Annotated in this window: 24 protein-coding genes, 1 tRNA gene and 1 pseudogene; 11 read left to right on the forward strand and 15 right to left on the reverse strand. The window is 66.8% G+C overall.

Annotated elements, in window-relative coordinates:
- Window positions 1-60: 60 nt before the first annotated feature.
- Window positions 61-134, reverse strand: a tRNA-Ile gene (locus NRB20_RS18165).
- Between the two features lie 145 nt (window positions 135-279).
- Here NRB20_RS18165 and NRB20_RS18170 point away from each other — a divergent pair.
- Window positions 280-495: pseudogene (locus tag NRB20_RS18170) on the forward strand (nitroreductase/quinone reductase family protein); the annotation flags it as partial.
- Window positions 496-618: 123 nt separating this feature from the next.
- Here NRB20_RS18170 and NRB20_RS18175 read toward each other — a convergent pair.
- Complete coding sequence (locus tag NRB20_RS18175) at window positions 619-1,608, reverse strand: zinc-binding dehydrogenase (protein ID WP_153411328.1); 990 nt, start codon at window positions 1,606-1,608, stop codon at window positions 619-621.
- Window positions 1,609-1,875: 267 nt separating this feature from the next.
- On the opposite strand from NRB20_RS18175, the gene NRB20_RS18180 reads away from it, so the two are divergent.
- Both NRB20_RS18180 and NRB20_RS18185 read left to right on the forward strand, forming a co-directional pair.
- Window positions 1,876-2,898 (forward strand): TerC/Alx family metal homeostasis membrane protein, encoded by a 1,023-nt coding sequence (locus tag NRB20_RS18180; protein WP_227833632.1) that lies wholly within the window; start codon window positions 1,876-1,878, stop codon window positions 2,896-2,898.
- Window positions 2,899-2,974: 76 nt separating this feature from the next.
- Window positions 2,975-3,469 carry a glycine-rich domain-containing protein gene (locus NRB20_RS18185; RefSeq protein WP_153411508.1) on the forward strand — a complete coding sequence of 165 codons (495 nt, stop codon included), beginning with the start codon at window positions 2,975-2,977 and terminating at the stop codon, window positions 3,467-3,469.
- 13 nt (window positions 3,470-3,482) lie between these two features.
- On the opposite strand, the gene NRB20_RS37610 is transcribed toward NRB20_RS18185, so the two are convergent.
- From NRB20_RS37610 to NRB20_RS18220, 5 genes are all read right to left on the reverse strand, one after another.
- Window positions 3,483-3,779: a hypothetical protein gene (locus NRB20_RS37610; RefSeq protein WP_194289908.1), complete on the reverse strand. Its 297-nt coding sequence runs from the start codon at window positions 3,777-3,779 to the stop codon at window positions 3,483-3,485.
- Between the two features lie 521 nt (window positions 3,780-4,300).
- Entirely contained in the window at window positions 4,301-6,070 is a 1,770-nt protein-coding gene (locus NRB20_RS18205; RefSeq protein ID WP_319945066.1) for an SDR family oxidoreductase, read from the reverse strand.
- Window positions 6,071-6,119: 49 nt separating this feature from the next.
- On the reverse strand, window positions 6,120-7,226 hold the full coding sequence (locus tag NRB20_RS18210; RefSeq protein ID WP_319945067.1) for a PDR/VanB family oxidoreductase: 1,107 nt from the start codon (window positions 7,224-7,226) through the stop codon (window positions 6,120-6,122).
- Window positions 7,223-8,128 carry a metal-dependent hydrolase gene (locus tag NRB20_RS18215; protein WP_153411331.1) on the reverse strand — a complete coding sequence of 302 codons (906 nt, stop codon included), beginning with the start codon at window positions 8,126-8,128 and terminating at the stop codon, window positions 7,223-7,225. The genes NRB20_RS18210 and NRB20_RS18215 overlap by 4 nt, the downstream gene beginning before the upstream one ends.
- 106 nt (window positions 8,129-8,234) lie before the next feature.
- Window positions 8,235-8,672, reverse strand: coding sequence for a hypothetical protein (locus tag NRB20_RS18220; protein ID WP_153411332.1), 438 nt, complete (start codon window positions 8,670-8,672; stop codon window positions 8,235-8,237).
- Window positions 8,673-9,001: 329 nt separating this feature from the next.
- Between NRB20_RS18220 and NRB20_RS18225 the strand changes: the two genes are divergently transcribed.
- Window positions 9,002-9,979: an FAD-dependent oxidoreductase gene (locus NRB20_RS18225; protein WP_194289909.1), complete on the forward strand. Its 978-nt coding sequence runs from the start codon at window positions 9,002-9,004 to the stop codon at window positions 9,977-9,979.
- A gap of 11 nt (window positions 9,980-9,990) precedes the next feature.
- Here the strand turns inward: NRB20_RS18225 and NRB20_RS18230 are convergent, their stop codons facing one another.
- Window positions 9,991-10,395 (reverse strand): subtilase-type protease inhibitor, encoded by a 405-nt coding sequence (locus NRB20_RS18230; protein ID WP_153411334.1) that lies wholly within the window; start codon window positions 10,393-10,395, stop codon window positions 9,991-9,993.
- Between the two features lie 66 nt (window positions 10,396-10,461).
- Window positions 10,462-10,812 (reverse strand): winged helix-turn-helix transcriptional regulator, encoded by a 351-nt coding sequence (locus tag NRB20_RS18235; protein WP_194289910.1) that lies wholly within the window; start codon window positions 10,810-10,812, stop codon window positions 10,462-10,464.
- 62 nt (window positions 10,813-10,874) lie between these two features.
- Between NRB20_RS18235 and NRB20_RS18240 the strand changes: the two genes are divergently transcribed.
- The gene (locus NRB20_RS18240; RefSeq protein ID WP_319945068.1) at window positions 10,875-11,612 is read left to right on the forward strand and encodes an SDR family oxidoreductase; all 738 of its coding nucleotides are present in this window, start codon (window positions 10,875-10,877) and stop codon (window positions 11,610-11,612) included.
- A 126-nt stretch (window positions 11,613-11,738) separates the two neighbouring features.
- Here NRB20_RS18240 and NRB20_RS18245 read toward each other — a convergent pair whose 3' ends face one another.
- Window positions 11,739-13,508, reverse strand: coding sequence for an ABC transporter ATP-binding protein (locus NRB20_RS18245; RefSeq protein WP_194289911.1), 1,770 nt, complete (start codon window positions 13,506-13,508; stop codon window positions 11,739-11,741).
- Between the two features lie 83 nt (window positions 13,509-13,591).
- Here NRB20_RS18245 and NRB20_RS18250 point away from each other — a divergent pair, with 83 nt between their 5' ends.
- Window positions 13,592-14,023, forward strand: a complete 432-nt coding sequence (locus tag NRB20_RS18250; protein ID WP_153411336.1) for a MarR family winged helix-turn-helix transcriptional regulator — start codon at window positions 13,592-13,594, stop codon at window positions 14,021-14,023.
- Between the two features lie 21 nt (window positions 14,024-14,044).
- On the opposite strand, the gene NRB20_RS18255 is transcribed toward NRB20_RS18250, so the two are convergent.
- Entirely contained in the window at window positions 14,045-15,067 is a 1,023-nt protein-coding gene (locus NRB20_RS18255) for an aliphatic amidase (RefSeq protein ID WP_153411337.1), read from the reverse strand.
- A 156-nt stretch (window positions 15,068-15,223) separates the two neighbouring features.
- Complete coding sequence (locus tag NRB20_RS18260; protein WP_194289912.1) at window positions 15,224-15,664, reverse strand: MarR family winged helix-turn-helix transcriptional regulator; 441 nt, start codon at window positions 15,662-15,664, stop codon at window positions 15,224-15,226.
- 63 nt (window positions 15,665-15,727) lie between these two features.
- On the opposite strand from NRB20_RS18260, the gene NRB20_RS18265 reads away from it, so the two are divergent.
- On the forward strand, window positions 15,728-16,777 hold the full coding sequence (locus NRB20_RS18265; protein WP_153411339.1) for a substrate-binding domain-containing protein: 1,050 nt from the start codon (window positions 15,728-15,730) through the stop codon (window positions 16,775-16,777).
- A gap of 56 nt (window positions 16,778-16,833) precedes the next feature.
- On the opposite strand, the gene NRB20_RS18270 is transcribed toward NRB20_RS18265, so the two are convergent.
- On the reverse strand, window positions 16,834-18,540 hold the full coding sequence (locus NRB20_RS18270; protein ID WP_153411340.1) for a purine-cytosine permease family protein: 1,707 nt from the start codon (window positions 18,538-18,540) through the stop codon (window positions 16,834-16,836).
- A gap of 246 nt (window positions 18,541-18,786) precedes the next feature.
- Between NRB20_RS18270 and NRB20_RS18275 the strand changes: the two genes are divergently transcribed.
- From NRB20_RS18275 to NRB20_RS18285, 3 genes are all read left to right on the forward strand, one after another.
- Window positions 18,787-19,065 (forward strand): FmdB family zinc ribbon protein, encoded by a 279-nt coding sequence (locus NRB20_RS18275; protein WP_153411341.1) that lies wholly within the window; start codon window positions 18,787-18,789, stop codon window positions 19,063-19,065.
- A gap of 25 nt (window positions 19,066-19,090) precedes the next feature.
- On the forward strand, window positions 19,091-20,344 hold the full coding sequence (gene fmdA, locus NRB20_RS18280) for a formamidase (protein WP_153411342.1): 1,254 nt from the start codon (window positions 19,091-19,093) through the stop codon (window positions 20,342-20,344).
- A gap of 65 nt (window positions 20,345-20,409) precedes the next feature.
- On the forward strand, window positions 20,410-21,384 hold the full coding sequence (locus tag NRB20_RS18285; RefSeq protein ID WP_319945069.1) for an LLM class flavin-dependent oxidoreductase: 975 nt from the start codon (window positions 20,410-20,412) through the stop codon (window positions 21,382-21,384).
- A gap of 281 nt (window positions 21,385-21,665) precedes the next feature.
- Here the strand turns inward: NRB20_RS18285 and NRB20_RS18290 are convergent, their stop codons facing one another.
- Window positions 21,666-21,995, reverse strand: a complete 330-nt coding sequence (locus tag NRB20_RS18290; protein ID WP_153411343.1) for a hypothetical protein — start codon at window positions 21,993-21,995, stop codon at window positions 21,666-21,668.
- 320 nt (window positions 21,996-22,315) lie between these two features.
- Here NRB20_RS18290 and NRB20_RS39310 point away from each other — a divergent pair, with 320 nt between their 5' ends.
- Window positions 22,316-24,610, forward strand: a complete 2,295-nt coding sequence (locus NRB20_RS39310; RefSeq protein ID WP_319945070.1) for an ATP-binding protein — start codon at window positions 22,316-22,318, stop codon at window positions 24,608-24,610.
- 16 nt (window positions 24,611-24,626) lie between these two features.
- Here NRB20_RS39310 and NRB20_RS18300 read toward each other — a convergent pair whose 3' ends face one another.
- Window positions 24,627-25,787, reverse strand: a complete 1,161-nt coding sequence (locus tag NRB20_RS18300) for an XdhC family protein (RefSeq protein ID WP_153411344.1) — start codon at window positions 25,785-25,787, stop codon at window positions 24,627-24,629.
- Window positions 25,788-25,789: the final 2 nt, after the last annotated feature.

Raw genomic sequence — 25,789 nt, forward strand, 5'->3', positions numbered from 1 at the left:
GTATTGCCGATGGTGGCGGTGTCGATGAGGCGCAGTGGTGTGCGGGCATGGAGGCTACTGTGGGGCGGGTGGGGCTCGAACCCACGACCAGCGGATTATGAGTCCGCGGCTCTAACCGACTGAGCTACCGCCCCTGACCGCTTGGAATGCGGGCTGGGGCGATGGTACCGGGTTGGGGGGTGGTTCGCCTATTCGGATCGGGTGCGTTGGCGGGAGTTCGTTGGTCGCAGGATCGTGTCGGTCCGGTCGGGATGAAGGGGATGGAGCAGGAGGGTTGGCGTGGCGGGTCTGTTCGTCGAGGTTTTGCGGGTGCATCAGTGGGTTTGCGAGCGTAGTGGTGGGATGGTCGGGCATCAGGTGTTGGCGGGGATTCCGACGTTGCTGTCGCGGATGGTGGGGCGGAAGTCGGGGCAGGCGCGGACCAGTGCGTTGACCTATGCGCGGGACGGGCGGGATTATCTGGTGACCGCGCCCAATGGTTTACCGAGTCCGCGTTGACGGGCCGACATCGCTGGCGCGGCAGCCGATTCGTTTCGCGACACCCCAGCCGCAAGCCGTGACCGCCCGGGATGGTCCCAGCCACGAGTGACGACAGGACGATCCCGGGCGAGCGGGACCTCAGACCGTCAGGATCGTTCGCCCGATCGCGGTGCGGGATTCGATCGCCGCATGGGCCGCGGCAGCATCGGTTAGTGGGAAGGTTTGGCCGACAACGACTTCCAGACGTCCCGCTGCCGCTTCGGCAAGTGGGCGGCGGCCGAGGGACTGCCAGTCGAGATCATCCTTGGTCATCTCCAGTAGCATTCGGACCGTAATACCGTGTGCGGCGGCATATTCGGTCGGGTTGTCCACGAAACCGCCTGCGGCATTGCCATATCCGAGGAAGCGTCCGCCGGGAGTGATGACGCGCAGGGCAGCGGTGCCGATCGGCCCACCCGCACCGTCCAGAACCACGGCGACGCCGCCGGTCGCCTCCCGGACCCGATCCACCCAATCCGGCTCCTCGTAATCGACCACCACTTTCGCGCCGAGACGTTGTGCCAGTGCGAGTTTCGCCTCACCGTGCGCCGCCGCGATCACCGACGCACCGGCCGCGGTCGCCCATTGCGTGAGCAGTGTGCCCAGACCGCCGCCCGCCGCGGTGATCAGCACCCACTCCCCCGGGCGGAACCGGGCCTGCTCGGCGACCATCAGTGAGGTTCGGCCGTCGTGTACGAGGGCGGCGGCCCGGATGTCGTCCACGCCGTCAGGAATCTCGGCCAGGGTTTGTTCCTTCGCCAGCGCTCTGGTCGCGTAGCCGCCGATGGGCAGGCCGCCGCCGATACCGCTCGCGGCGGTGGCGGTGGCGACCCGTTTGCCGATCCAGCCGGGATCGACGCCCTCGCCGACCGACGAGATCACCCCGGCGACCGCGCCGCCGGGGACGTACGGCGGCTCGATCGGGAAGAAGTCCCGACCCCAGCCGCCGCGCAGCCGCACATCCAGGAACATCACGTCGGCCGCCGCGACATCCACCACCACCTGACCGGGTCCGGCGACCGGATCGGACATTTCGACCGGAATCAGCACCTCCGGTCCCCCGAACGACTTCGCTTCCACCGCAAACATGTTCGCCCACTTCCTCTCGTCCCGGACTATGCGACCAGCCTGATACCTCTACATAGGTTGAGGTCAATGCCGTTCGCCGAGAGCGAGCGCACATCGCGACGGATTTGCCGGTCACAGCGGGTTTCGACTAAGATCACCGGTCGAGGGGAGTACTTCCCAAGCGCTATACCGGTCAGTACGGATTTCACCGTTGAGATCCCCGGGTGGCCGCCCGTTTCCTGCGGGCGAAGGAGACCTCGGGTGGTTTGTCATACCCGAGGAGTCCCATTGCATTCGACCGCGACCGTTCTCGCGTCATCCCAGCTGCACACCATCGGCTCGCCCTGGCTGTGGGCCGCGACCATCGTCGGCGTCCTGCTACTGCTGGTGCTCGACTTCGCCGTCACGCGGCGTCCGCACGAGGTGTCGATGCGGGAGGCGCTCGGCTGGACGGCGTTCTACCTGGCACTGCCGATCACCTTCGGCATCGTGATCTGGGCGGCGTACGGGTCACGGCCGGGCACCGAATTCTTCACCGGCTATCTACTGGAGAAATCGCTGTCGGTGGACAACCTGTTCGTCTTCATGCTGCTGCTCGCGGCGTTCGCGGTGCCGGCGCGGCTGGCCCAGCGGGTGCTGCTGTTCGGCATCGCGGGCGCGCTGGTGCTGCGCGGTGTGTTCATCGCGCTCGGTGCGGCCGCGCTGGCCTCGCTGGACTGGGCGTTCCTGCTGTTCGGCGCGATCCTGCTGCTCACCGCCGCGAAGTTGTTGAAGGACACCCTCACCGGGCAGGAGACCGAGGTCGAGATCTCCTCGATGCGTTCGGTGCGGCTGCTGCGCCGGCTGCTGCCCGTGACCGACGACTATCGCGGGACGCGTCTGAGTGTGCGGGAGGCCGGACGGCGCGCGCTGACCCCGCTGGCCCTGGTGGTCGCCGCGGTGATGACCACCGATCTGGTGTTCGCGGTCGATTCGGTGCCCGCGGTCTACGGCGTCACCGGCGATCCGTATCTGGTGTTCGCCACCAACGCCTTCGCGCTGCTCGGCCTGCGCGCACTGTATTTCGTACTGCACGCGGCGCTGAGCCGGCTGGTGCACCTGGCCTACGGGCTGGCGCTGATCCTGGCGTTCATCGGTGTGAAGCTGGTGCTGCACTGGGCACACGAGGTCTGGGCGGGCGTGCCGCAGATTCCGACCGCGGCTTCGCTGCTGGTGATCGTGGTGGTGCTGGCGGTGGTCACCGCGACGAGCCTGTGGGCTACCCGGGGCGAGAACGAAAACGATTCCACCCCAACGACTTCCGCATCGTAATCATGGACTCGCAAATACCCGCCCCACGTAATCGGTTGATCGAGCCGCTCGTCGAGACCTAGGGTGAATCGTGTTGCTGTCACGCTTGCGCCGCCCGGACCCCGCACGTACCAGACGAGCCGTCGAGGAGTTGCAACTGTCCGAGGCGGTGTTCAAGACCTGCCCGTGGCAACCGCGCGAACTGGTGGAAACCGGTCTGCGTCAATGGTTGCTGTGCTGCGGGGCGGCGTTGCGGGACGGTCAGGTGATCGGCATGCCCTCGCACGCGGTCGACGAGGCGTGGCACGGGCTGATCCTGTGCACCCGGCGCTACACCCGGTTCTGCGACGCCGCCTACGGGACGTACCTGCACCATTTCCCCGATGGTGACGGATCCGGCGGCGGCACCGGCGATTCCATGGCCACCCAGCTCGGACGTACCGTCGTGGCATGGTCGATGGTGGCCGGGCCGGATGAGGAATGCGTGCTGTGGGATCTGGATTCGAAGGTCGGCGTGGACCATCCGTGGGGTGTACCACTGGACCGGGTCGCGACCATCGAATCGGCGCTGCGGGAAGGGAGTTCGGACTGAGCGATCGAAACGCTCAGTCCCCTCCCCCACCGCCACCACCGCCGCAGCCCCCACCCCCGCAGCCACCGCCGCTACAGCTACCGCCGCCGCAGCTACCGGCCGAGCAGCCGCTGTGACCGCCGAAGCTGTGACCGCTGCTGTCGCCGCCACCGCCGCCGTCTCCACCGGAACTGCCGTAGCCCCAACTGTTTTGCCGGGCCCTGCCCTGGCCGTACCCCCGGGACGCGCCCCGGCCCGAGCGCTTGAGCTGGACGGCGATCACGATGACGCAGACCACCAGAATTCCGAGAATCACGAATACCACTCCCATGCTCGGCACGCTACGATCGCCCGCTGAAGAACGCCCAACGATCCGCTTGCCATGCTGTTCGTGACACCGCGACAAGGACTTTCAGGAGCTGCTGCCGCCCCCGCAGGAACTCCCGCCCCCGCAGGAGCTCCCACCGCCACACGAGCTACCGCCGCCGCAGGAACTCCCGCCACCACACCCGCCCGACGAACAGCTACCGGAATTGGAATCGCCCCCGCTACAACTGCTTCCGCTGTCGTAGCCGGAGTCGGAACTCCCATAGTCCCAGCTGCTCCCCCGACTTCCCTGCCCCGTGGCGCCCACGGCTTTACTGATCGCGCTACAAACCACAACGACGATAACCGCTGCCACGATGATGAATATCAAAGAAACCCCCGTAGTACACGTGCCGACGATCCGAGCCGAACTCGCTCGGTGATCTGTTCGGCAGCGTACCCGCAGCAGCGCGAAACGTCCCGCACCAGACCCTATCGGCGACCACCGCGCCTCACTCCGGCTCAGGACGTGTGCCCGCGTAGCTCTCAGGTCAGCTTGACCCGTGCCGCGACGAACCGCGCGATGGCCGGGGCGAATCGCTGGAAGTGGTATTGCAGGTGGGCTTCCGGAGTCACCGGGACGACCTCACGCCCGTCCTGGACCGCGCGCACGATCTGCTCGGCGACCTTCTGCGGCCCGTAATGCCGTTTGCGGTACAGCTCATCGTATTTCGCCTGCTTGTCGGCCTCGTCGGCAGCGGACAAACCCGAAAAACGAGTGGTGGCAACGATATTGGTGTGCACGATGCCGGGGCAGATGGTGTGCACCTCGATACCCTTACCGGCCAGCTCCGCGCGCAGGCAGTCCGAGAACATGAACACCGCGGACTTACTGGTCGAATAGGCGCTGAAACCACGTTGCGGCATGTACGCCGCCATACTCGACAGATTCACGATGTGCCCACCCAGCCCACGCTCGGCCATGGCGGCGCCGAAAGTACGGCAGCCGTTGACCACACCGCCCAGATTGACCCGCAGCACCCGGTCGAAATCCGTCGCCGAGGTCTCGAGGAAATCGCCCGCCTGGCCGATTCCGGCATTGTTGATCAGGATATCGGGCACCGCGTGCTCGGCAATGACCGTGGCGGCGTGTTCGGCGACGGCCTGCTCATCCGAGACGTCGACCGAATAGGCATGCGCCACACCACCTTCGGCCTCGATCAGCGCGACGGTCTGCTTGGCCGCGTCCAGGTTCAGATCCGAGACCACGATCTCCGCGCCACGCCGCGCGAAGGACAGCGCCGTCTCACGGCCGATACCGCTCCCGCCGCCGGTGATCACGACGAGCTGATCGGCGAACTCACCACGCTCGCGGCCGGGCAACACCTCCGCGCGCCGCAGCCCGCGCGGGGCCGCGCCCTCGGTCAGCGAATCGACGAGTTCGGTTGTGGCCGTGGCCAACAGCTCCGGATGCGAGAACGGCAGCCAGTGTCCACCGGCGACCTCCCGACGCCACAGCCGCGAGGTCCACTGCGGCGCGTCGTCGTATCCGGCGGGCCGCACCGCCACATCGCGGCGGGCGATCACCAGCTGCACCGGTACCTCGGTGAATCGATCGCGCGAATTGACCAGGCGCTGCACGATATTCGCGCGGTAGATGCGCATGCCGTCGAAGAAGTCCTCCTGGAACCGCGGGCCCAGACGCACATTCGACGGCGCGGTCTCGTTCATCAATCCGACGAACCGCTGCCAGATGGTGGCCGCCGACAACGGACGCAACACCAGTCGCGGCACGCCGGGAGTCATGAACAGGAACGTGTACGCCGAGGACAGCAACTGGGTGAACGGGCCCCACGCCGCGCCACGGGAAAGCTTGGCGCGCATCCACTTTCCCATGTGGTCCAGGTTCGGACCCGAGACCGAGGTGAACGACGCGATCCGGGCCTCGGCCCGCGGCTCACACACCGCCTCCCACATCTGCACCGATCCCCAGTCGTGCGCGAGCACGTGCACGGGACGTTCGGGACTGACCGCATCGGCGACGGCGAAGAAGTCCCCCGCGAACGCGTCGAGCCGATAGTCGCTCGTCCGGCTGGTCCGGGTGGAGCGGCCGTGGCCGCGCGTATCGTACGCGATGACGTGAAAACGCCCGGCCAGCAACGGAATCACCCGATCCCACAGGTGATGATCGTCCGGCCAGCCGTGCACCAGCACGACCGTCTCGGCGGCGGGATCGCCGTATTCGTAGACGGCCAGCTCGAATTCGCCGTTGCGGACGATCCGCTCGGCATCGGGCACGGGGTTCGAGTCGGTCACGATATCTCCCTTCGGGGCCGGTGGGCGGTGCGCTGGTGGACGCCGAACCTCACAGGTCCAGCACCAAACGCGCACCGGAACACCGGGATACGCAGATGAGCATGTCGCCGGCGGCTCGCTCGGCGTCGGTCAGTACGGTGTCGCGGTGGTCGACCGGCCCGGACACCGCGCGCACCCGGCAGGTGCGGCAGAAGCCCTGACGGCACGAATACGGGCTGTCCGGACGGACTTTCAGCACTTCCTGGAGCACCGTGCGATCGGCGGGCACCGCGATCACCTCGCCGGTGCGGGCCAGTTCGACCTCGAAGGCGGTGCCGTTACGCACCGGCAACGGGGAGAATCGCTCGGAATGCAGTTCCACACCGGGCATTTCGCGAACCCGGTCGGCGATCAGCGTCGTCATCGGAACCGGACCGCAGCAGTAGACCGAGGTGTCGGCATCCACTCCGGGGAGCAGATCCGCGGCGGTGGGCAGCCCGGATTCGTCGTCGGTGCGGACGGTCACCCGCGCGCCGAACCCCTCGAGTTCGTCGAGGAAGGCCAGCGAATCGCGGCTGCGCCCGGTGTAGAGCATCGACCAGTCGACGCCGAGCCGATGCGCCATCCGCACCATCGGCAGAATCGGCGTGATACCGATGCCCCCGGCCACGAAATGCACACGGGCGGCGGCGGATCCGTATCCGGGCAGCACGAACGGGAACGCGTTGCGCGGACCTCGCACCGTGATCGGGCTACCGACCCGCAATGCCTCGTGCACCTCGCGCGAACCGCCCTCGCCGTCCGGAATGCGCCGCACCGCAATGCGATACGCGTGCCGCTCGGCCGGATCGCCGCACAGCGAGTACTGCCGCAACCGGCCCGAGGGCAGTTCCAGGTCCAGATGCGCACCGGGCCGCCAGGGCGGCAGCGCACGGCCGTCGGGCGCGGTCAGCAGCAGGCTGACCACATCGGTGTCGTGCGCCTCCACCCGCCGCTGGGTGACGGTGAGCGCGATGCGGTGATCGTCCACCACGCCGATGCCGGTGCGGCGATTGATCAGGGCCGACCAGCGTATCCGGGTCTCGGCGACCGCGTCGATGACGCGAATCGCCCGATCGCTGCGCCGTCGTCCGTACAGATCGGCCGGCGGCAGCAGCGGAACCCGCCGTGCGCTCACGACGCCATGGCCTGTGCGGCAGGCGATTTGGCCAGATACGCGACCGCCTGCGCGGTGGAACCGACCGATCCGGGATCGTATCCGGGCCGCAGCACCGTCAGCGCGCTCCACAGCAACGAGGGCACCCCGGGCAGCGCGCCGCGCCACATCGCGCCGAACACCCGCAGCGCCAGGCGCGGATACCGCAGGTTCGGTAGCGAAGGATCTTCGTGCACAAGGAATTTGGTGCCGCGCAGCACCAGCGCCAGGAAGATCGGGAAGACGATCAGCATCAGCGCGGACCGGCGCAGATAGCCGACCTCGAAGTACTGCGCCACATCGTGCGCGACGTGCCGGTGCTCGACCTCCTCGGCGCCGTGCCAGCGGAACAGATCCAGCACGCGCGGATCCGCGCCGAACCGTTCCAGATCGGCATTGAGGATCCAGTCGCCGAGGTAGGCGAAGAAGTGCTCGAGCGTAGCGATGAAGCCGATCCGCTCGACCAGGGTCTGGAACTGCGCGGCGGGGCCGCTACCGGTGCGGGGACCGAGCGTCTTGCGGAACAGGAACTCCATCTGACGCACATACGCGTCGACGTCGATACCGTGCGCGGTGAGCACCTGTTGCAGCACGTCGTTGTGGGTTTCGGCGTGCATCGATTCCTGGCCGATGAAGCCGAGCATCTGCTCGCGCAGCTTGTCGTCCTGTACCAGCGCCAGCGCCTCGGAGAAGGCCAGCACGAACATCCGCTCACCCTCGGGCAGCAGCAGGTTCAGCGCGTTGATCACGTGGGAGGCGATCGGCTCGTCCGGCATCCAGTGCAGGGGCGTGTCGTGCCAGTCGAAATGCACATTGCGTGCGTGCAGCGCCACCTCGCCCGGATCGGTCCCGTCACGCGGCGTCCACTGGGGAAGTAGCTTCATCGGTACTCCTGGTCTCCTCGGGCGGCGTCACCACCGCTCGATACCGAGCGTAGCAAAATTTCAGGTATATATGCGACCAGGAGTTACATCTATGACCGCAACCTTGTTATCGCTCCTTGACCAGCGGAAACGTCAGCACCTTGCCGTTCTTGTCGGTGGTGGCGACCTTCGTGTAGAGGTTCGCGGGCTGGACCGGATCGGACAGTACGACGCTCACCGGCTTGGTGATGTAGTTGCCCGCCGCGCAGTTGGGCTTGCAGAGGTTCTCGCGCTCGGTGCCCTGCCCCTCGGCCCGGTCGGCCTCCCACGACGTCCAGCTGATCTTCTCGACCTGCACGCCAATATCCGCGCACGCCAGGATCAGGCTCTGCGGCCGGACGGCCGGTTTGTCGAACGAGCAGTCCCACACCTCGGGCACCGACGTCGACTTCCCGGCCGAACGGACACCGTTGCCCGACGAGGAACTCGGCGAGCCACATCCGGCAACCGCCGCGAGCACCACCGTCGCCACACAGCATCCGACGCGCACACGCGTGCGATTCATTCTCGTGTCCACCATGTTCGCGCTCCCAAATCCGTCACCGATCACCCCCGCGGGTCCGGCCGCGGCACCGCCGCAGGTTCCGGCCACGCTAACGCACACCCCCGACATACCGCGACACACCCGCCGAACGCGCCCGCGAGCAAGTGTGATCGATGTCGGGACGAGACCGCCTCGGTGGCGCAGAATTGTTGACAATGCTAGTAATTGGAGAACATCGATTCGGACCGGACGCCGTTCCGCGGGGGCGCGCGAGGGCCGACGACATGGCCACGCTAGGAGAAAAATTGACCAGGCTGTACCGGACACCGGCGGCCTAGGGATCACATATGGTGACGATCCTCGGAGGCGGCATCGCGGGCACCGTACTCGCGGGTGGGCTGGCGCGAGCCGGGTACCCTGCCGTCGGCTACGAACGCAGACCCAACGTGCGCGGCGGCGCATTCCTGTTCCTCGATGCCCACACCCACCGCACCCTGGTCGACCTGGGCGTTCCCGGTGATCAGCTGGACGCCGCGTCGTACCGCGTCGACGGAATCCGGGTCGGCGCACCGGCTTCGGAGGTGCGCGAATCCGCCACGGCCGGACATCGGCTGTATCACCGCACCGATCTGATGCGGGTGTTGACCGAATTCGCTTGGGCCGCAGGGGCGGACATCCGCTACGGCACCGCGATCAGCGATCTGGACCCGGACAGCGGCGTGCTGTATCCCGGCGGCACCGCGACCGATCTGCTGATCGCCGCCGACGGTATCGATTCGATCGCCCGCACCCGGCTCGAACCCGAGCGCGTCGCCGAATATGCCGGGCAGGTAGTGCTTTACGCGACCGCGGCGCCCGGCACCCGGCCCAACACCACGCCCTCGGTGCTGCACTTCCATCGGCACGGCAGCGACACTCCGGCCACCTTCGGGCATTTCTGGAACGAGAGCGTCGCGGTGTGGTTCGTGCGCCTGACCCGTGCGCCGATCGAGGTGGGCTACACCGGATTTCATCCGCTGGCCCGCTGGATCGAACCGATTCGCACTGCGCTGCCGGAGATTCCGTATCTGCTGGACACCCTGCTCGATCACACCGCGATGGTGCACGTGTCCAACGCGCGCTCGGTGCCACTGGCGAAGGCTCGCCCACCCCGACTACCCGTAATCCTCTGCGGGGACGCCGATCACGCGCTCAGCCCCGCCTCCGGGGTCGGCGCGCGCAATGCCATCGATGACGCCGCCGCACTGTGCCACGCACTGCTGGACGGCACTGATCCCGTCGACACCATGGCGCGGCGGCGGGCCGAGATACTCGCCCAACTGGGTTGAGCGACAACGGATCAGAACTCGAAGACCGAAATACTGCGGGCCGCGGCCTGACAGCTGTTGCCGTACGTCTGGCGGAAACTCACCTGCCTGCCGTGCCAGATACCGTCGGCCGTGAGGGTGACCGGGTCGTAGATCATCGGGCAGTAGAACATGAGCCGACCGCGCAGATTCTCGAAATCGCCGCCCGCGGCCTCGAGTTCGTCGCAGGCGGCGGATGCCTGCGGATGATTACCCGCGACGACCGGTGCGCAGACCAGCAGCACGGTGCGCTGAATCGGCGCGTGCTGCTGGGAGATGGTGAGCAGCAGGGCCGTGGGCGGCAGATCGGTGGGCCGAGCCTGCGCGGGGGCCGCGGTGACGGCGACCGTGGCGGCCAGCACGGCCGCGCTCGCGGCCGCGGTGCGGAATGAGATCATCTGATTTCTCCTGATCGCGGGCCATATCTACGTTGTCTGCGTATCGGCGCGGCGCGCGCGAATGTTTCAGACGGAACCTTCGGCGGCCGGACCGCCGATCGTGTCGTGCCAGCGTTCGGCCCACCCCCACAGCGGCTCGAGCGCCCGGCCGAGTTCCACACCCGGATAGGTCAGCTCATAGGACTTGTCTGCGCGTTTGACGATGATTCCGGCGGTCTGCAACGTCTGCAAACGCACCGAGAGCATGCTCGACGAGCAGTTGTCCATCCGCCGCCGCAGCTCCAGAAAGCCCAGCGGACCGGGCTCGAGTTCCCAGATCACGCGCAGCATCCAGCGCTGGCCCAGCAGCTCCATCGCCTGCGTGGGCGCCGCGGCCGGATCCCGGCGGGGTGCGTCCCGTTCCCTTGCGCTTCTCATTCGGAAGCACCATAGTTGCTTCTGAAATAGAAGCGATCGAGCAAGCCGAACGAGGAGGCCGAGTGGAGTCGAACAGGATCGCGCTGGTGACCGGGGCGTCGCGCGGCATCGGAGCGGCCACGGCCCGGATTCTCGCCGCCCGTGGCGATCACGTGATCGTCAACTATCGCGAGAAGCGCAGGCGGGCACAGGATCTCGCCGACGAGATCGCCGCGTCCGGGGGCAGCGCGTCGATCGCCGGGGCCGATCTGTCCGACGAGGCCGCGGCGCGGGCACTGGTCCGGGACATCGTCGACCGGGCCGGACGTCTGGATGTGCTGGTGCTCAACGCATCCGGCGGTCTGGAGCGGGGCGCGGCGGCGGATTACGCGATGTCCATCAACCGTGACGCGCAGCTGCGACTGGTCCGGCTGCTGCTGCCGCATATGCCCGAGGGCGCGCGCATCGTCTTCGTCACCAGCCACCAGGCGCATTTCCACGGCCGCAAACCGGTCCCCGCCGACTACGAGCCCATCGCCGCCAGCAAACGCGCCGGAGAGGACGCGCTGCGCGAGCTGATCCCCGAATTCGACTCGCGCCGAATCGGTTTCACCGTGGTATCGGGCGATATGATCGACGGGACCATCATCGTGCGACTGCTGGAACGCCGCGATCCGGACGCGGTCGCCGCCCGCACCGAGCACGGTGCGCTGCCGACGGTGGAGGAATTCGCCACCGCCGTGGCCGATGCCACCATCGGGGATCACGCGCTCGGGCACACGGTGTACATCGGCGGGGCGGATTACTTGACGCACAGCTGAATTCGGGTCGCGGTCCACGAGCGACCGTATCCCGCAACTCCGGTCGCGCCGAGAAGTGGATTCACGGCCGGGGATGCGGATCGGCGACGAGGTTCGGGTCGGATGCCCGATGGACTCGGGCAGGCGTCAGGCGACGGGCTCCAGGACCGCGTCGCGGGAGAGCAGATCCGCGTAGAAGCCGTTGCGTTCCAGGAGTTCTCGATGGGTGCCGCGTTCCACGACGTGTCCGGCATCCAGCACGACGATCTGATCCGCGTCGCGAATCGTGGACAGGCGGTGGGCGATGGTGATGGTGGTGCGGCCCGCGGACAGGGCGTCGATGGCGGCCTGCACCTCGCGTTCGGTGCGGGTGTCCAGGGCGCTGGTGGCCTCGTCCAGCACCATGATCGGCGGATTGCGCAGGATGGCGCGGGCCACGGCCAGGCGCTGTTTCTCGCCGCCGGAGAAGCGGTAGCCGCGTTCGCCGACGAGGGTGTCGTACCCGTCGGGCAGGCTCGCGATGTGGTCGTGGATCTGCGCGGCGCGGGCCGCGGCGATCAATTCCTCCTGCGTCGCATCGGGTTTGGCGAAGCGCAGGTTGTCCGCGACCGAGGCGTGGAACAGGTACGTCTCCTGGGAGACCACCCCGACGCTGGCCGACAGGTCCGCGAAACTCAGCTCCCGCACATCGACCCCGTCGACGGCGACCCGCCCCGAACTCGCGTCGTACAGCCGAGCGACCAGGTAGCCGAGAGTCGTTTTGCCCGAACCGGTTTCGCCGACGATCGCCAGCGACGTCCCGGCCGGAACGGTCAGATCGACATCGTCCAAGACCTGCCGATCCTGCGCGTCGTAGGCGAATCCGACGTGTTCGAACCGCACCTCACCGGCCACCTCGGAACGCGGCATCGGCACGGGACGTTCCGGTTCCTCGATATCCGAACGCAGGTCGAGATATTCGAAGATCCTGCCGAACAACGCCATCGAACTCTGCATGTCCACACCGGTGGACAACAACTGCACCGCGGGCCGCAGCAGGCTGGTCTGCAAGGTCGTGAACGCGACCAGCGTGCCGATCGAGACCAGCGAATGTCCACTGGCGGAAGCGAATCCGGCGACCCAGTAGATCACCGCGGGCATGGCCGCCATCACGATCTGGATGGTGGACTGCCGCCAGCGACCGGCCATACTGGCCCGGACCTCCAGATCGACCAGTTCGCGCGATTCGCTCGCGAATCCGTCGATCAGCGCGGGCGCGCGACCCATGGTGCGCCCCAACAGAATTCCGCTCACCGACAGCGATTCCTCGACGATGGCGGACATGCTCGCGAGTTTGCGCTGGCGCGCGGCGGTGATCCGGCGGCGTTCGTCGCCGACGCGGCGGCTGATCCAGACGAAGAACGGCAGCATCACCAGCGATACCAGCGCGAGCCGCCAGTCCAGCGCGAACATCGCGATGACGGCCGCGGTCACCGAGGTGAAATTGGAGACCAGAGAGGTGGCCGTGGTGGTCACCGTGGACTGCATACCGCCGATGTCGTTGGCGATGCGCGATTGCACCTCGCCGGTGCGGGTGGCGGTGAAGAACGCCAGCGGCATGCTCTGCAACCGCGCGTAGACCGCCGCGCGCAGGTCGTGCATGACCCGCTGGCCGACGGCGGTGGAGATATAGGTCTGCGACACGCTGAACACGCTGGTCAGCACGACGACCGCGATCATGCCCGCCGCCATGACGGTGAGCAGTCCGGTGCGGCCGTGCGGCAGGGCGTCGTCCAGGATCTCGCGTAACAGGAACGGCGAGGCCAGCGAGACGATCGAGGACAGGGCCACCAGCGCGGCGACCAGCAGCAGCCGGGCGCGATAGGGCCGGAACAACCGCAGGATGCGGCGAAGTTCGGGTGGGGATTGGGTTGCCATAGGCGACTCCTTCCAGGTACTACTCGCTCTAACTGAGCTTGACTCACAATTATTCCACGCAATCATGAGCTAGGCTCAGAATCATGGCCGAAGCCACCGAATCCGATCTACCCGAACTGTTCCTGCACGTCAGCAAGCGGATTCGCCGCAATCAGGCGGCGCGGCTGGCTCCCCTGGGCCTCACGCCCGCGCAGAGCCGGGCGTTGCGGATCATCGGCCGCACCGAGGAACCACTACGCATGTCCGCCCTCGCGGAACATCTCGGCATCGTGCCGCGCTCGGCCACCACCGTGGTCGACGCGCTCGCCAACGCGGGACTGGTCACCCGCGAACCAGATCCGACGAATCGCCGGTCCACCCTGGTGGTCCCGACCGACGCCGGACGTCACACACTCACCCGCATGGCGCAGGCCCGCCGCGAGGCCGCCACCGAGACCTTCGCCCCGCTCTCCGACGAGCAGCGGGAGACGTTGCGCGGGTTGCTCGCGACCCTGGATTCGCGAGATGCCCAGTGAGCGTGGATATTTCGTGAGCCGCTATTCGTGCGGCAGGTCGTACACCGGACATTCGGCGACACCGATCGTGTCCCGGGTGATCGCCTCGACCTGCTCCTGCGCCTTCTTCGCGTCATTGACCCAAGTCTTGTAGAAATCGAACGGACAATCGGCGATCCCCTTGTCGCCGTCGCCGGAATTCGATACCCCGGTATAGCCGCGATGCAGCAGTTTGAACAGATGATTCTGCGCCTGATCGTATCGGCGCGCGGCACGGATTTCCGGAATCGACAATTGCGCGTATTGGATCCCGTATTCCTCGGTGCCGGTCTCACCGAGCGTGCGTCCGTCGAAACCGATGATCGACGAATGGCCGAAATAGGTGTAGACGCCGTCGAATCCGGCGCAGTTCGCCACCGCCACATAGCAGTTGTTCGCCCACGCCATCGCCTTGGCCATCAATACCTGCTGATCCTTCGCGGGATACATGTAGCCCTGGCAGCGCACGATCAGCTCGGCGCCTTTCATCGCACAGTCGCGCCAGATCTCCGGGTAATTCCCGTCGTCGCACACGATCAGTGAAATTTTCATCCCCTTCGGACCATCGCTGACGTAGGTCTCCCCGCCGGGATACCAGCCCTCGATCGGATTCCAGGGCAACACCTTCCGGTACTTCTGCACGATCCGGCCCTCGTCGTCGATGAGGACGAGGGTGTTGTAGGGCGCCTTGCCCGGATGCTCCTCGTGCCGCTCACCCGTCAGCGAGAAGACACCCCAGGTCTCGGCCTTCCGGCACGCGGCGGCGAATATCTCCGTTTCCGCCCCGGGCACGGTCGTCGCGGTGGCGTACATTTCGTCGCGGTCGTACATGATTCCCATCGTCGAATACTCCGGGAATACGATGAGATCCATACCGGGCAGGCCGCTCTTGATGCCCACCACCATATCGGCGATCTTCTCGGCATTCTCGAGCACGTCGGCCTGGGTGTGCAGCCGGGGAATCTTGTAGTTGACCACCGCGACGCCGACCGTGTCGGGACTCGAGCCGATATCTCCGTGCCGCATGAGAGTCGCCCTTCCGCTGCTTCCGGCGCACTTCACCGAATGTCATCGGAGGAATCATCCCGCGTACGCGAGGCAACGCGGTGTCCGCTGTGTAACGAAGGCATTTCCGTGCGAAAGTGCCACGGCGACAACGGAAGTGCCACCGCGATCGCGGCGCTACAGTGCCACCGGATCGCTCACCCGGATCCGCTCCGATAACGCGGTGAGCAGTTCGGTGATCGGCGCACTGTCGGCGGCGATGGCGGAGACGCCGCCCTCGGACAGCGCCTGGTTCATCACCTTGTGGGTCAGCTGGCCGCGCCGGGTCGCGTGGACCAGCACGCGGCGGCGATCGGCGGCGTCGACGTTGCGGTTCACCAGATTGTCGGCGATCATGGCGTCGATCAGGCGGGTGAGCGTGGCGGCATTGAGTTGGGTGGCTTCGGCCAGTTGGGACATCGAACGGCCCTGGCCGTCGGCGACCGCGTTGAGCACGTGCCAGCGCGCGGGTGAACCCTCGCCGAGGCAGGTGGCGACAGTCTTGTCCAGCTCCTGCGATACCCCCCGCAGCAATCGGGCGAGCTCGTCCAGCGCTCCGAGAGCGGTACTATCGTCCACAATCAGCACTATACAGCGCCGTATGAGTCATTTTCAGTTGCAAGTATTACGGTGGTGGTTGCCATGACGGTGAATCTCGCGCTGGCGGTGCCGCTGAGCGGCCCGGCGGGCATGTTCGGGCCGTCCTGCGAGGCGTCCGCCGAACTCGCGATCGCGGATATCAATGCCGCGGGCGGCATTCTGGACCAGCCGGTGCGACTGCATCCGATCGACGCCGCCGCGCCGCTGCCGGAGCTGACCGCGCGGATGGACCGGATAATCGGCGCGGGCCTGATCGACGGTGTCGTGGGCTGGCATCTGTCCAATGCCCGCAAGGTGATCACCCCGCTCACCGCCGGTCGAATTCCCTACGTGTACACCACTTTCTACGAGGGCGGCGAGGATTCCGACGGGGTGTACATGGTCGGCGAGACGCCCGATCAGCAGCTGTTCCCCGCGCTGCGCTGGATGCGCGCCGAATTCGGTATCAAGCGCTGGTACATCGTCGGCAACGACTACATCTGGCCGCGCGAAACAGCCAGGGCGACAGTGGAATTCAGCGCGGATTCGGATATGGAAGTGGTCGGCGCGAGCTTCGTCCCGCTGGACGGACGCGATTTCACCACCGCGCTCGAACTGATCGGATCCTCTGCGGCACAGGGCGTTCTGCTGTTCCTGGTGGGCGCGGACTGCGCCGCGTTCAACCGGGCGTTCGCCGCGGCCGGGCTGGACGAGCACCGGATCCGGCTCGGCATGATGATCGGCGAGGACGTCCTGTACGCCGGCGGCGCGGACAGTACGCGCGGATTGTTCACCGCCTGTGGCTATTTCGAGAGTGTGGTGTCCCAGGCGGGAATGGAATTCGGGGCCCGGTACACCGAGCACTTCGGGGCGCTGGCTCCGGCGTTGAACAATATCGGCGAATCCTGTTACGAGGGACTGCTGTTGTTCGCCTCGCTGGCCGAACAGGCCCGCAGCCTGGATCTGCGCGCGATCGAACGCACCGCGTCGGGCGCGGCCTATCACGGCCCGCGCGGGGAGGTCCGGGTCCGCGGCGTGCACACCACCCAGCCGGTCTATCTGGCCGGGGTCGATCGGCTGGACTTCACCGTGCACGCCGAACTCACCTCCTGAGAGATCACCTCCTTCGGGGCCGAATCATGTTCGGCCCCGCGAAGTTTCATACAGGTTCAGTCACGCGCGGGTGCGGCTCGCAGACCCAGATCCTGCGCCACCACCGAGTCCGCGTAGGACGGCGACTGGCACTGCTCCTCGCAGTCCTTGGTGAGCGTGCAGGTCAGCGAGGACACCGTGCCGCCGTGGAATGGGCAGTCGTGCACCATATCCGGCAGTTCGTACCGCTTGCCGTCGACGATGTCGAGCAGGGTCTGCCCGGCCCACAGCGGTTCCTTCTCGATCTCCTCGCGCAGCGGATTAGGCCGTGCCAGATAGTATTTGCCGCGCGTGGCGATCGCGATGATCGGCGTCAGCACCACCGCCACGGCCAGTGCCAGATACGGCGACCACGCCGCGAGCAGACTGCCGAACACCCCGAAGTACGCGAGGATCGACAGCACCGATCCGGCGATCATGGAGCCGAATCCGACCGGATTGATCGGATACAGATAGGCCCGTTTGAACTCGATGTACGGCGGGCTGATCTTCAGGATGCCCTTGTTGATCACCAGATCGGCGACGATCGCGCCCACCCAGGCGATCGCGACATTGGAGTAGAACCCGAGAATCGTGTTGAGCAGGGTGAACATATTGCCCAGCATCAACGCCAGCGCGATCGCGATGTGCAGCGCCAGCCACACCACGCGGCCGGGATGGATGTGCAGCACCCGGCTGAAGAAGTTGGACCAGGACAGCGATCCGGAGTACGCGTTGGTCACGTTGATCTTGATCTGCGACAGCAGCACCATCACCGTCGCGATGGCCAACGCCGCCGCGTGACTGTGGATCAGCGACCCGTAGCTGCCCAGGAACTGCTCGATCGGCTCGGTGGCCCGGGTGAAACCGACCTGTCCGGCGATGTAGAAGGCCAGGAAGGCCCCGCAGATCTGTTTGGCCGCACCGAGAATCACCCAGCCCGGCCCGGCCGCCAGCACCGCGGACCACCAGCGCAGCTTGGGCGTCTCGGACTTCTCGGGCATGAATCGCAGATAGTCGACCTGCTCACCGATCTGCGCGATCAGCGACAGCGCGACACCGGCGCCCGCGCCGACGCCGATCGCGGTCACCCGCGCACTGCCGCCGTCACCAGCCCAGGACAGGAAGCCGTCGAATCCGGACGGATCGCCGATCGCGATCATCACCAGCGGCGCCGCGAACAGGATCAGCCACAGCGGCTGCGTCCACACCTGGAACTTCGCCAGCGCCGACATCCCGTACAGCACCAGCGGAATGATCAGCAGTGAGCCGATCACATAGCCGATCGGCAGTGGGATGTGGAACGCCAGTTTCATCGCCTGCGCCATGATCGATCCCTCGAGGGCGAAGAAGATGAAGCAGAAGCTGGCGTAGATGATGCTGGTCAGCGTCGATCCGAAGTAGCCGAATCCGGCGCCGCGGGTCAGCAGGTCCATGTCCAGGTTGTACTTGGCGGCGTAGTAGGCGATCGGGATGCCGGTCAGGAAGATCGTGGCGGCGGCGACCAGGATCGCGATCACGGCGCTGGAGGCGCCGTGGCTCACGGCGATCGACGCGCCGATGGAGTAGTCGGCCAGGTAGGCGATGCCGCCGAGGGCGGTGACCGCGCACGCCATCGGACTCCAGCGGCGGAAGGACTTCGGCGCGTATCGCAGCGAATAGTCCTCGATGTCGTCGCGAGCTGCCCAATCCTGGAAGCGACGCCATCGGGAGGGCGTCGCGGACGGCGTCGGTTGTGTCGTCATGTCGTTCTCCTCGCAGTCGAGGCCGTTGGCTGCACGGGCTCGGTGAGGACAGACGCTATAGTCGATATTTTCAATTGACTATAATTCATATGAAAATTAATAGCCGGGAAACACGGCCGAAGTCTCGTAACAGCGGCTTAACCGCCCGGTTTCGTGGTCGCGACATGGGCCGCCTTCGATTGTGGCCGTACGAAATATACTCAAATGAAACCGATTACGGCGCTGCCGGTCGGTCGGAGGTCGCCGATGCCCAGCTACGAATTCACCTGTCCCGTCTGCGGCGGCTTCGATCGGTGGCATCGCATGACCGAGGTGCCCGACTCCGCGCCGTGCCCGGTGTGCCGGCGGCAGGCTCGGCGACGGGTCTGCGGCGGCGGGCTGCTGCGGTCCGGGTCGGCGGCCACGCGCCTGCTCGACGCCACCGCCCGCACGGCCTCCGAACCACCGACGGTGAGCGCGCCACCGCCGCGCCGGGGCGCGCGGGTGACCCGAAATCCCTTGCACCGCAAGCTCCCCCGCTACTGACTCCGACGCCGAAGAGAGGTCTCCCATGCCCGAGTTGCTGTACCCGCTGGATTCATCCAAGCGGTTCACCGACCAGAAGTTCGTCGGCCACAACCGGTGGCATCCTGATATTCCGGCGGCGGTGACCGTGCGGCCCGGCGACGAGTTCCGCGTGCACGTGCGCGAATGGTTCGACGGGGCCATCCACAACGACGATTCCGCCGACGACGTGCGCAACGCGCCGCTGAGCACCGTGCACTGCCTGTCCGGGCCGTTCGCGATCGAGGGAGCCGAACCCGGGGATCTGCTGATCGTCGACATCCTCGACATCGGCCCTGTGCCACAAGAGGATTCGGGTCCGCTGGCCGGGCAGGGGTGGGGGTACACCGGGATCTTCGCCACCGACAACGGGGGTGGATTCCTCACCGAACACTTCCCCGACGCGTACAAGGCGATCTGGGATTTCAGCGGGCACACCACGACCTCGCGGCACGTGCCCGGGGTGAAATTCACCGGGATCATGCACCCGGGGCTGATGGGCACCGCACCCTCGGCCGGTCTGCTGAGCACCTGGAACGCCCGGGAAGCCGCGTTGATCGCCACCGATCCGGAGCGGGTGCCACCGCTGGCGCTGCCGCCCGAACCCCGCGACGCGATCCTGGGATCGTTGACCGGCGCGGAGTTCGATCGGGTGGCCGCCGAGGCCGCGCGCACCGCACCGCCCCGGGAGAACGGCGGTAATCAGGACATCAAGAACCTCACGCGCGGCAGTCGCGTGTTCTATCCCGTCTTCGTGGACGGGGCGAAGCTGTCGGTCGGCGATCTGCACTTCTCGCAGGGCGACGGGGAGATCACCTTCTGCGGTGCGATCGAGATGGGCGGGTTCATCGATCTGCGGGTCGATCTGATCAAGAACGGCATGCAACTGTACGGGGTCACCGAGAACGCGGTGTTCATGCCCGGTAACGAGGGTCCGGTGTACTCCGAGTGGCTGGCGTTCTCCGGGACCTCGGTCACGCTCGACGGTGAACAGCGATACCTGGACTCCCAGTTGGCTTTCGAGCGTGCGTGCTTGCACGCGATCGACTACCTGACCAACTTCGGGTACAGCCGTGAGCAGGCTTATCTGCTGCTCGGTGCGGCGCCGATCGAGGGGCGCTTCTCCGGGGTGGTGGATATTCCGAATTCCTGTGCCACCGTTTATGTTCCGACGGCGATCTTCGATTTCCCGATCACGCCGACCGCGGCGGGGCCGGTGCGGATCGATCCGGGTATCGGGGCGCCCCGCACAGCCCGCTAGGCCGGGTGTCGTTCATACCCCGGAGGGAATTGTCGGGCGCCCGTCGCGCGGCGAATCCTGAAGTGGTGAACGACATTCGATACGGATTGCTGCTACCCGCCGGGGTGGCCCAGCTCGCGGCCGGAGGTTCGGCGCGGGCGCTGGTGGATCTGGTGGTGGCCGCCGAGCAGCGCGGTTTCGATTCGGCGTGGGTGGGCGATTCCCTGCTCCGCGCCCGCGTCGAACCGCTGACGCTGCTCGCGGCCGCCGCCACGGCCACCGACCGCATCACCCTCGGCACCGCCGCCCTGATCCCCGCCTACCGCAATCCGGTCCACGCCGCGCTGACTCTGAGCTCGCTGGATCTGCTCTCGCGGGGGCGTCTCGTTTTGGGCGTGGGAGCCGGATTCCCCGGCATCAGCGAACCGGAGTTCGACCTGTCCGGTGTGCGGTTCCGAACCCGCTTCTCCCACCTCGACGATACGGTCCGCCTGTGGCGTCAGCTGTGGTCCGGCAACTCGAATCCATTCCACGGCAAGGTCTTTCAGTACGACTGGCTCCCGGAAGTCCCCCTCCCCCACCGCCCGGGCGGCCCTCCGATCTGGCTCGCCGGTGCCACCCCCGCCGCCCTTCGCCGCACCGCCCACCTCTACGACGGCTGGCTCCCCTATCCCCCCGAAGTCTCCGAGTACGAATCCGGACTCACCACGATCCGGAATACGGCCAGATCCGCGGGCCGCGACGAAACCGCGATCACCCCAGCACTTTTCGCCACCGTCAACATCGATGACAACCTCACCCGAGGTCGCGCAGCCCTGAGCTCCTACGCCGAAACAACCTACCGCATGCCCCTGGACCAGGTCGGAAAAATCCAGGTGATGATCACCGGATCCTCGAAACAGGTTGCAGCCCAACTGAATCAATACATCCGAGCAGGCGCGAACCATATCCTGATCCGCATCGCCGCCATCAGCCCGGACTCGTTCGCCACCCAACTCGATCGCGTCACCGATCTCATCCACTCCCAACGCCGAGCCACCGAAGAACCACTACACGCGTGATCACGGCCTCCGCAGCAACACGAATTCACGCACCGCACCATCCACCCGCCGGGTCGGAGCATCCGAGTGCGGCCGTGCGGGCAATCCGGACTTCCTCCGCAGCCCACCGCGAATCAGCTTGCATAACTGGGAATCCGACACCATACACAAGGAAATCCCTTGCTGGGCAACACTTTCCGTCTGACCGATATCGACACGCACGCATCCGGTTGAAGCGTGCGGAGATTCGCCGAGTGGACGGTCCGAGACAACTCGGCCAGAGACGGACGACGCACCGCGAACTACTCGTCCGGTTCTATCTCCTGGATCGTGGCGCCGGTGTGCCCGCCGAGGATGGCCTCGAGGACCTTGCAGCACACGGACATGCCGGAGAGGTGGCCGTGCAGGGTCAGGACGGTGTGGGCTTCGGTGCGGCGGCATTCGTGGACGAGTTCTACGAAGGCCGGTGGGAGGGTGCCGCTGTCGGGGAGGGGTTCGTAGAAGATGGTGCCCAGGGCGTAGCCGAGGGTGGCGGCGGCGGTGCGGAGTCGCTGTTCGACCGAGTTCGGGTCGCGGTCGCGGAGTAGATCGCTACGGAGATAGCCGTAGGCGAGGGGTTGTACAGAGGTCATCGGTGATCCGGTTTCGGTTGGCCGCACGAGATCGTCGCCCCGTCGAGCGGCACTGCTCGGATCGGCAGCACTTCGTCGTACGCCGCGGGGCCGCAAACCGGTTCCGTGCCGGTGAGGTCGTCCTGCGGTGAACGCTCCCCTGTAGGTGGGCTGGCACTTCTTTCGCTTGCCCCTGTAATTCTGGTCTAGCGCACCGACGGAGCGACATCCGTGGAATTACCCATCTTCGCGGCCCCCGCACGTCCGCGCGACGGACTTTCGCATCAACTCGTTATTCGCTACCGGGGAGTTCGGCCGGTCGGCGCGATTAGATTGGTCTCGTGATCAGGCGCAGGACCGGTCGCGTGGTCGGCAACGTGCCGCACGCGATCACCAGCTTCGTCGGACGGGAACGCGATATCCGCGAAGTCCGCAAGCTACTCACGACCGCACGACTGGTCACCCTCACCGGCGTGGGCGGGGTCGGCAAAACGCGGCTGGCCACCGAGGTCGCGGCCGTGCAGCCGTTTCCGGACGGGGTGTGGCTGGTGGATCTGGCCCGGGTCAGCGATGCGGAACTGGTGGCCGGGGCGGTGATGACCAGCCTCGGGATCATCGATATGTCGAACCGGAGCGCCGAGAGCCAGCTCGTCGACCATCTCGCGGGCCTGGACGCGTTGCTCGTGCTGGACAACTGCGAACATCTGGTCGACAGTTCGGGCGCGCTGTGCGAACACCTGCTCAGATCGTGTGCCGAACTGCGGATCCTGGCCACCAGCCGGGAAGCGCTCCGGATCGTCGGCGAACACGTGTACCCGGTGCAGCCGCTGTCGCTCCCCGCCTCGGGCACGACGATCACGCCGACGGCGCTGGCCGCGTTCGAAGCGCCGACGCTGCTGCTGGAGCGGGCGCGGGCGGTGCGTCCGGAATTCACGGTGAGCGAAGGCGAGATGGAAGCGGTCGCGCGCGTGTGCCACCGGCTGGACGGCATCCCGCTGGCCATCGAACTCGCGGCGTCGCGGCTGCGGTCGCTGACGATGTCCGGGCTGCTGGAACGCCTCGACGACCGGTTCACGCTGCTGGATTTCGACGCCCGCGCGACGGTGCCGCGACAACGCACCCTGCGCGCGCTGATCGACTGGAGTTACGGGCTGAGCCGTCCGGCGGAACGACTGTTGTGGGCGCGGCTGTCGGTGTTCGCCGGTGAATTCACCCTGGCCGCGGCCGAGAGCGTGTGCAGCGGCCCCGATCTGCCGCGCGGCCGGATTCTGGATCTGATCGATCACCTGATCACCCAGTCGATCCTGGTGTTCGCCTCGACCGACGGGCCGCCCCGGTACCGGATGCTGGAGACGATCCGGGAGTACGGCTGGCACCGGCTGACCGAACTGGGCGAGACCGAGGCCCGGTGCGAGCGGCATTGCGACTACTACCTCGCGCTCGCCGAACGCAGCGCCGAAACCTGGAACGGGCCTGGTCAGGCGGCCGGGCTGGCCGAATTGCGGACCGAGCACGGCAATCTGCGCGCGGCGCTGGACTGGGCCACCAACGAACCCGATGCCGCACCCAAGGCGTTGTCGCTGGTCACCGCGCTGCGCTACCACTGGTGCGCCGACGGTTTCCTCGCCGACGGACGGCAGTGGACCGAGCGGGCGTTGCGCTGCGGTAGCCCGGACCTGCCCGAACGGATTCCGGCGCTGTGGGCGGCGGCCTGGGTGATGCTGCTGCAAGGGGATCATGATCAGGCCGACCGGGCGTTGGCGGAATGCGTGGCGCGGGCCGCGGCCGTGGACGACCGGCGCGTCATCGCGTGGGCAAGCAGTCTGGGCGCGACCTCCGCGATGTTCCGCGGCCATCTCGCGCAGGCCATCCAAACCCATGAGCGCGTCCTCGCCGATTTTCCCGACGACGACGATCTCACCCGGTTCAGCCTGTTCCAGCTGGCCATGTCCCAGGCGCACGCGGGTACCGATGCCGCGCAGGAGACCGCGCGGCAGGCGATCGCCCTGGCCGACGCGCGCGGCGAGCAGTGGAGCAAATCGCTGGCGCTGTGGTCGCTGGGTTTCAACCAGCACATGCACGGCGAGTACGACGCGGCGGTCGCCTCGACCTGTGCCGCGCTGGAGATCCAGACCGCGTTCAACGATCGCGTCGCCACCACCCTGATGCTGGAACTGCTCGCGTGGATATCCGCCGCCCGCAACGAGTTCCGGCGCGCGGCGTGGCTGCTGGGCGCGATCGGATCCGAATGGCGGCGGATCGGCACCTCGATCACGGCATTCGGGCCCTACCTGGCGACACCGCACGAGACGTGCGAACGGGCCACCGCCGCGGCCCTGCCCGAGGCGATTCAGCGTGCCGAACGGATGCGCGGCGAAGGGCTCGATCACGACCAAGTGATCGTCCGTACGCTCGAAAGTTTCACCGAGACAACCGAATCCGTGCGGGAAGATGTACTGACCGTGCGCGAACGGCAGGTAGCCGAACTCGTCGCGCAGGGGCTGAGCAATCGGCAGATCGCGCAGCGGCTCGTGGTGTCGCCGCGCACGGTGGACCGGCATATCGAGAACATTCTCGGCAAGCTCGACTTCTCGTCGCGGGCGCAGGTCGCGGCGTGGATGGCGCGGCCGCAGTAACGGCTGTTGGACGGAATCAGTTGTCGATCAGGATGTTTCCGGCGGATTCCATCGGGGGCGGGCTCAGGGTGTGGCCGGGGGCCGGGTGGTGGATCGCGGTGTCTGTGGTGCGCAGTTGGCGGCCGGAACCGCCGTGGCGGATCGCGACGATCTCGGCGGCGACGGCGATGGCGGTTTCCTCGGGGGTGTGGCCGCCGAGGTCCAGGCCCATCGGGGAATGTAGTTGAGACAGTTCGGATTCGGTGAGACCTGCCGTGCGCAGGCGGGTGGTGCGGTCGCGGTGGGTGCGGCGGGAGCCCATCGCGCCCACGTAGGCGACCCGGCGGCGTAGTGCGACCTCGAGAACCGGGATGTCGAATTTGGCGTCGTGGGTGAGCACGCAGATCACCGTGCGCGAATCCACCTGTGTGCCTTGTAGATAGCGATGCGGCCAGTCGACCACGACCTCGTCGGCATCGGGGAATCGGGCCGGGGTGGCGAACAGTGGGCGCGCGTCGCACACGGTGACGTGGTAGCCCAGGAATTTTCCGATCCGGGCCACTGCGGCGGCGAAATCGATGGCACCGAAGATGATCATGCGCGGCGGTGGGACGGATAACTCCACGAATACCGTGACTTCTCTTGTGCCGCAGCCGATCACATGGACGCCTGTCGCGCCCTGATCGAGCATCGCTCGCGCATGGGCCACCACCGCAGGGTCGGGTTCGATCACACTGTTCGACAACAAGTTTCGATCACTCCCGATGACTTCCGACGGTGCAACCCAGTCCGGCCCGACCGCGAGTGTCTCCCCCGAAGACATATCCCGAACGAGTGCGGCCGGGCCGTCCGCTCGCAGAGCCGCGGACAGTGCGTCGTGATCGCGCGAGCCGACCGGGTGCACGAATACTTCCAGCACCCCGCCGCAGGTCAATCCGACCGCGAAGGCGTCGGAATCGCTGTAGCCGAACGTTTCCCGCTGTGGCACACCGGTTTCCAACGCCTCCCGACACAGCTCGTAGACCGCGCCCTCGACGCAGCCGCCGGAGATCGATCCCACGACCGTGCCGTACTCGTCGACCGCCATCGCCGCACCGACCGGACGGGGTGCGCTGCCGGTGACGCCGATGATGCTCGCCACCGCGAATCGCGTTCCCGCAGCTTGCCATCGCAGGATCTGCTCGGTCAGCTCGCGCATGA

Origin of the sequence: Nocardia macrotermitis, from assembly GCF_009604405.1 — a bacterium.
GTDB classification, from domain to species: Bacteria; Actinomycetota; Actinomycetes; order Mycobacteriales; family Mycobacteriaceae; genus Nocardia; species Nocardia macrotermitis.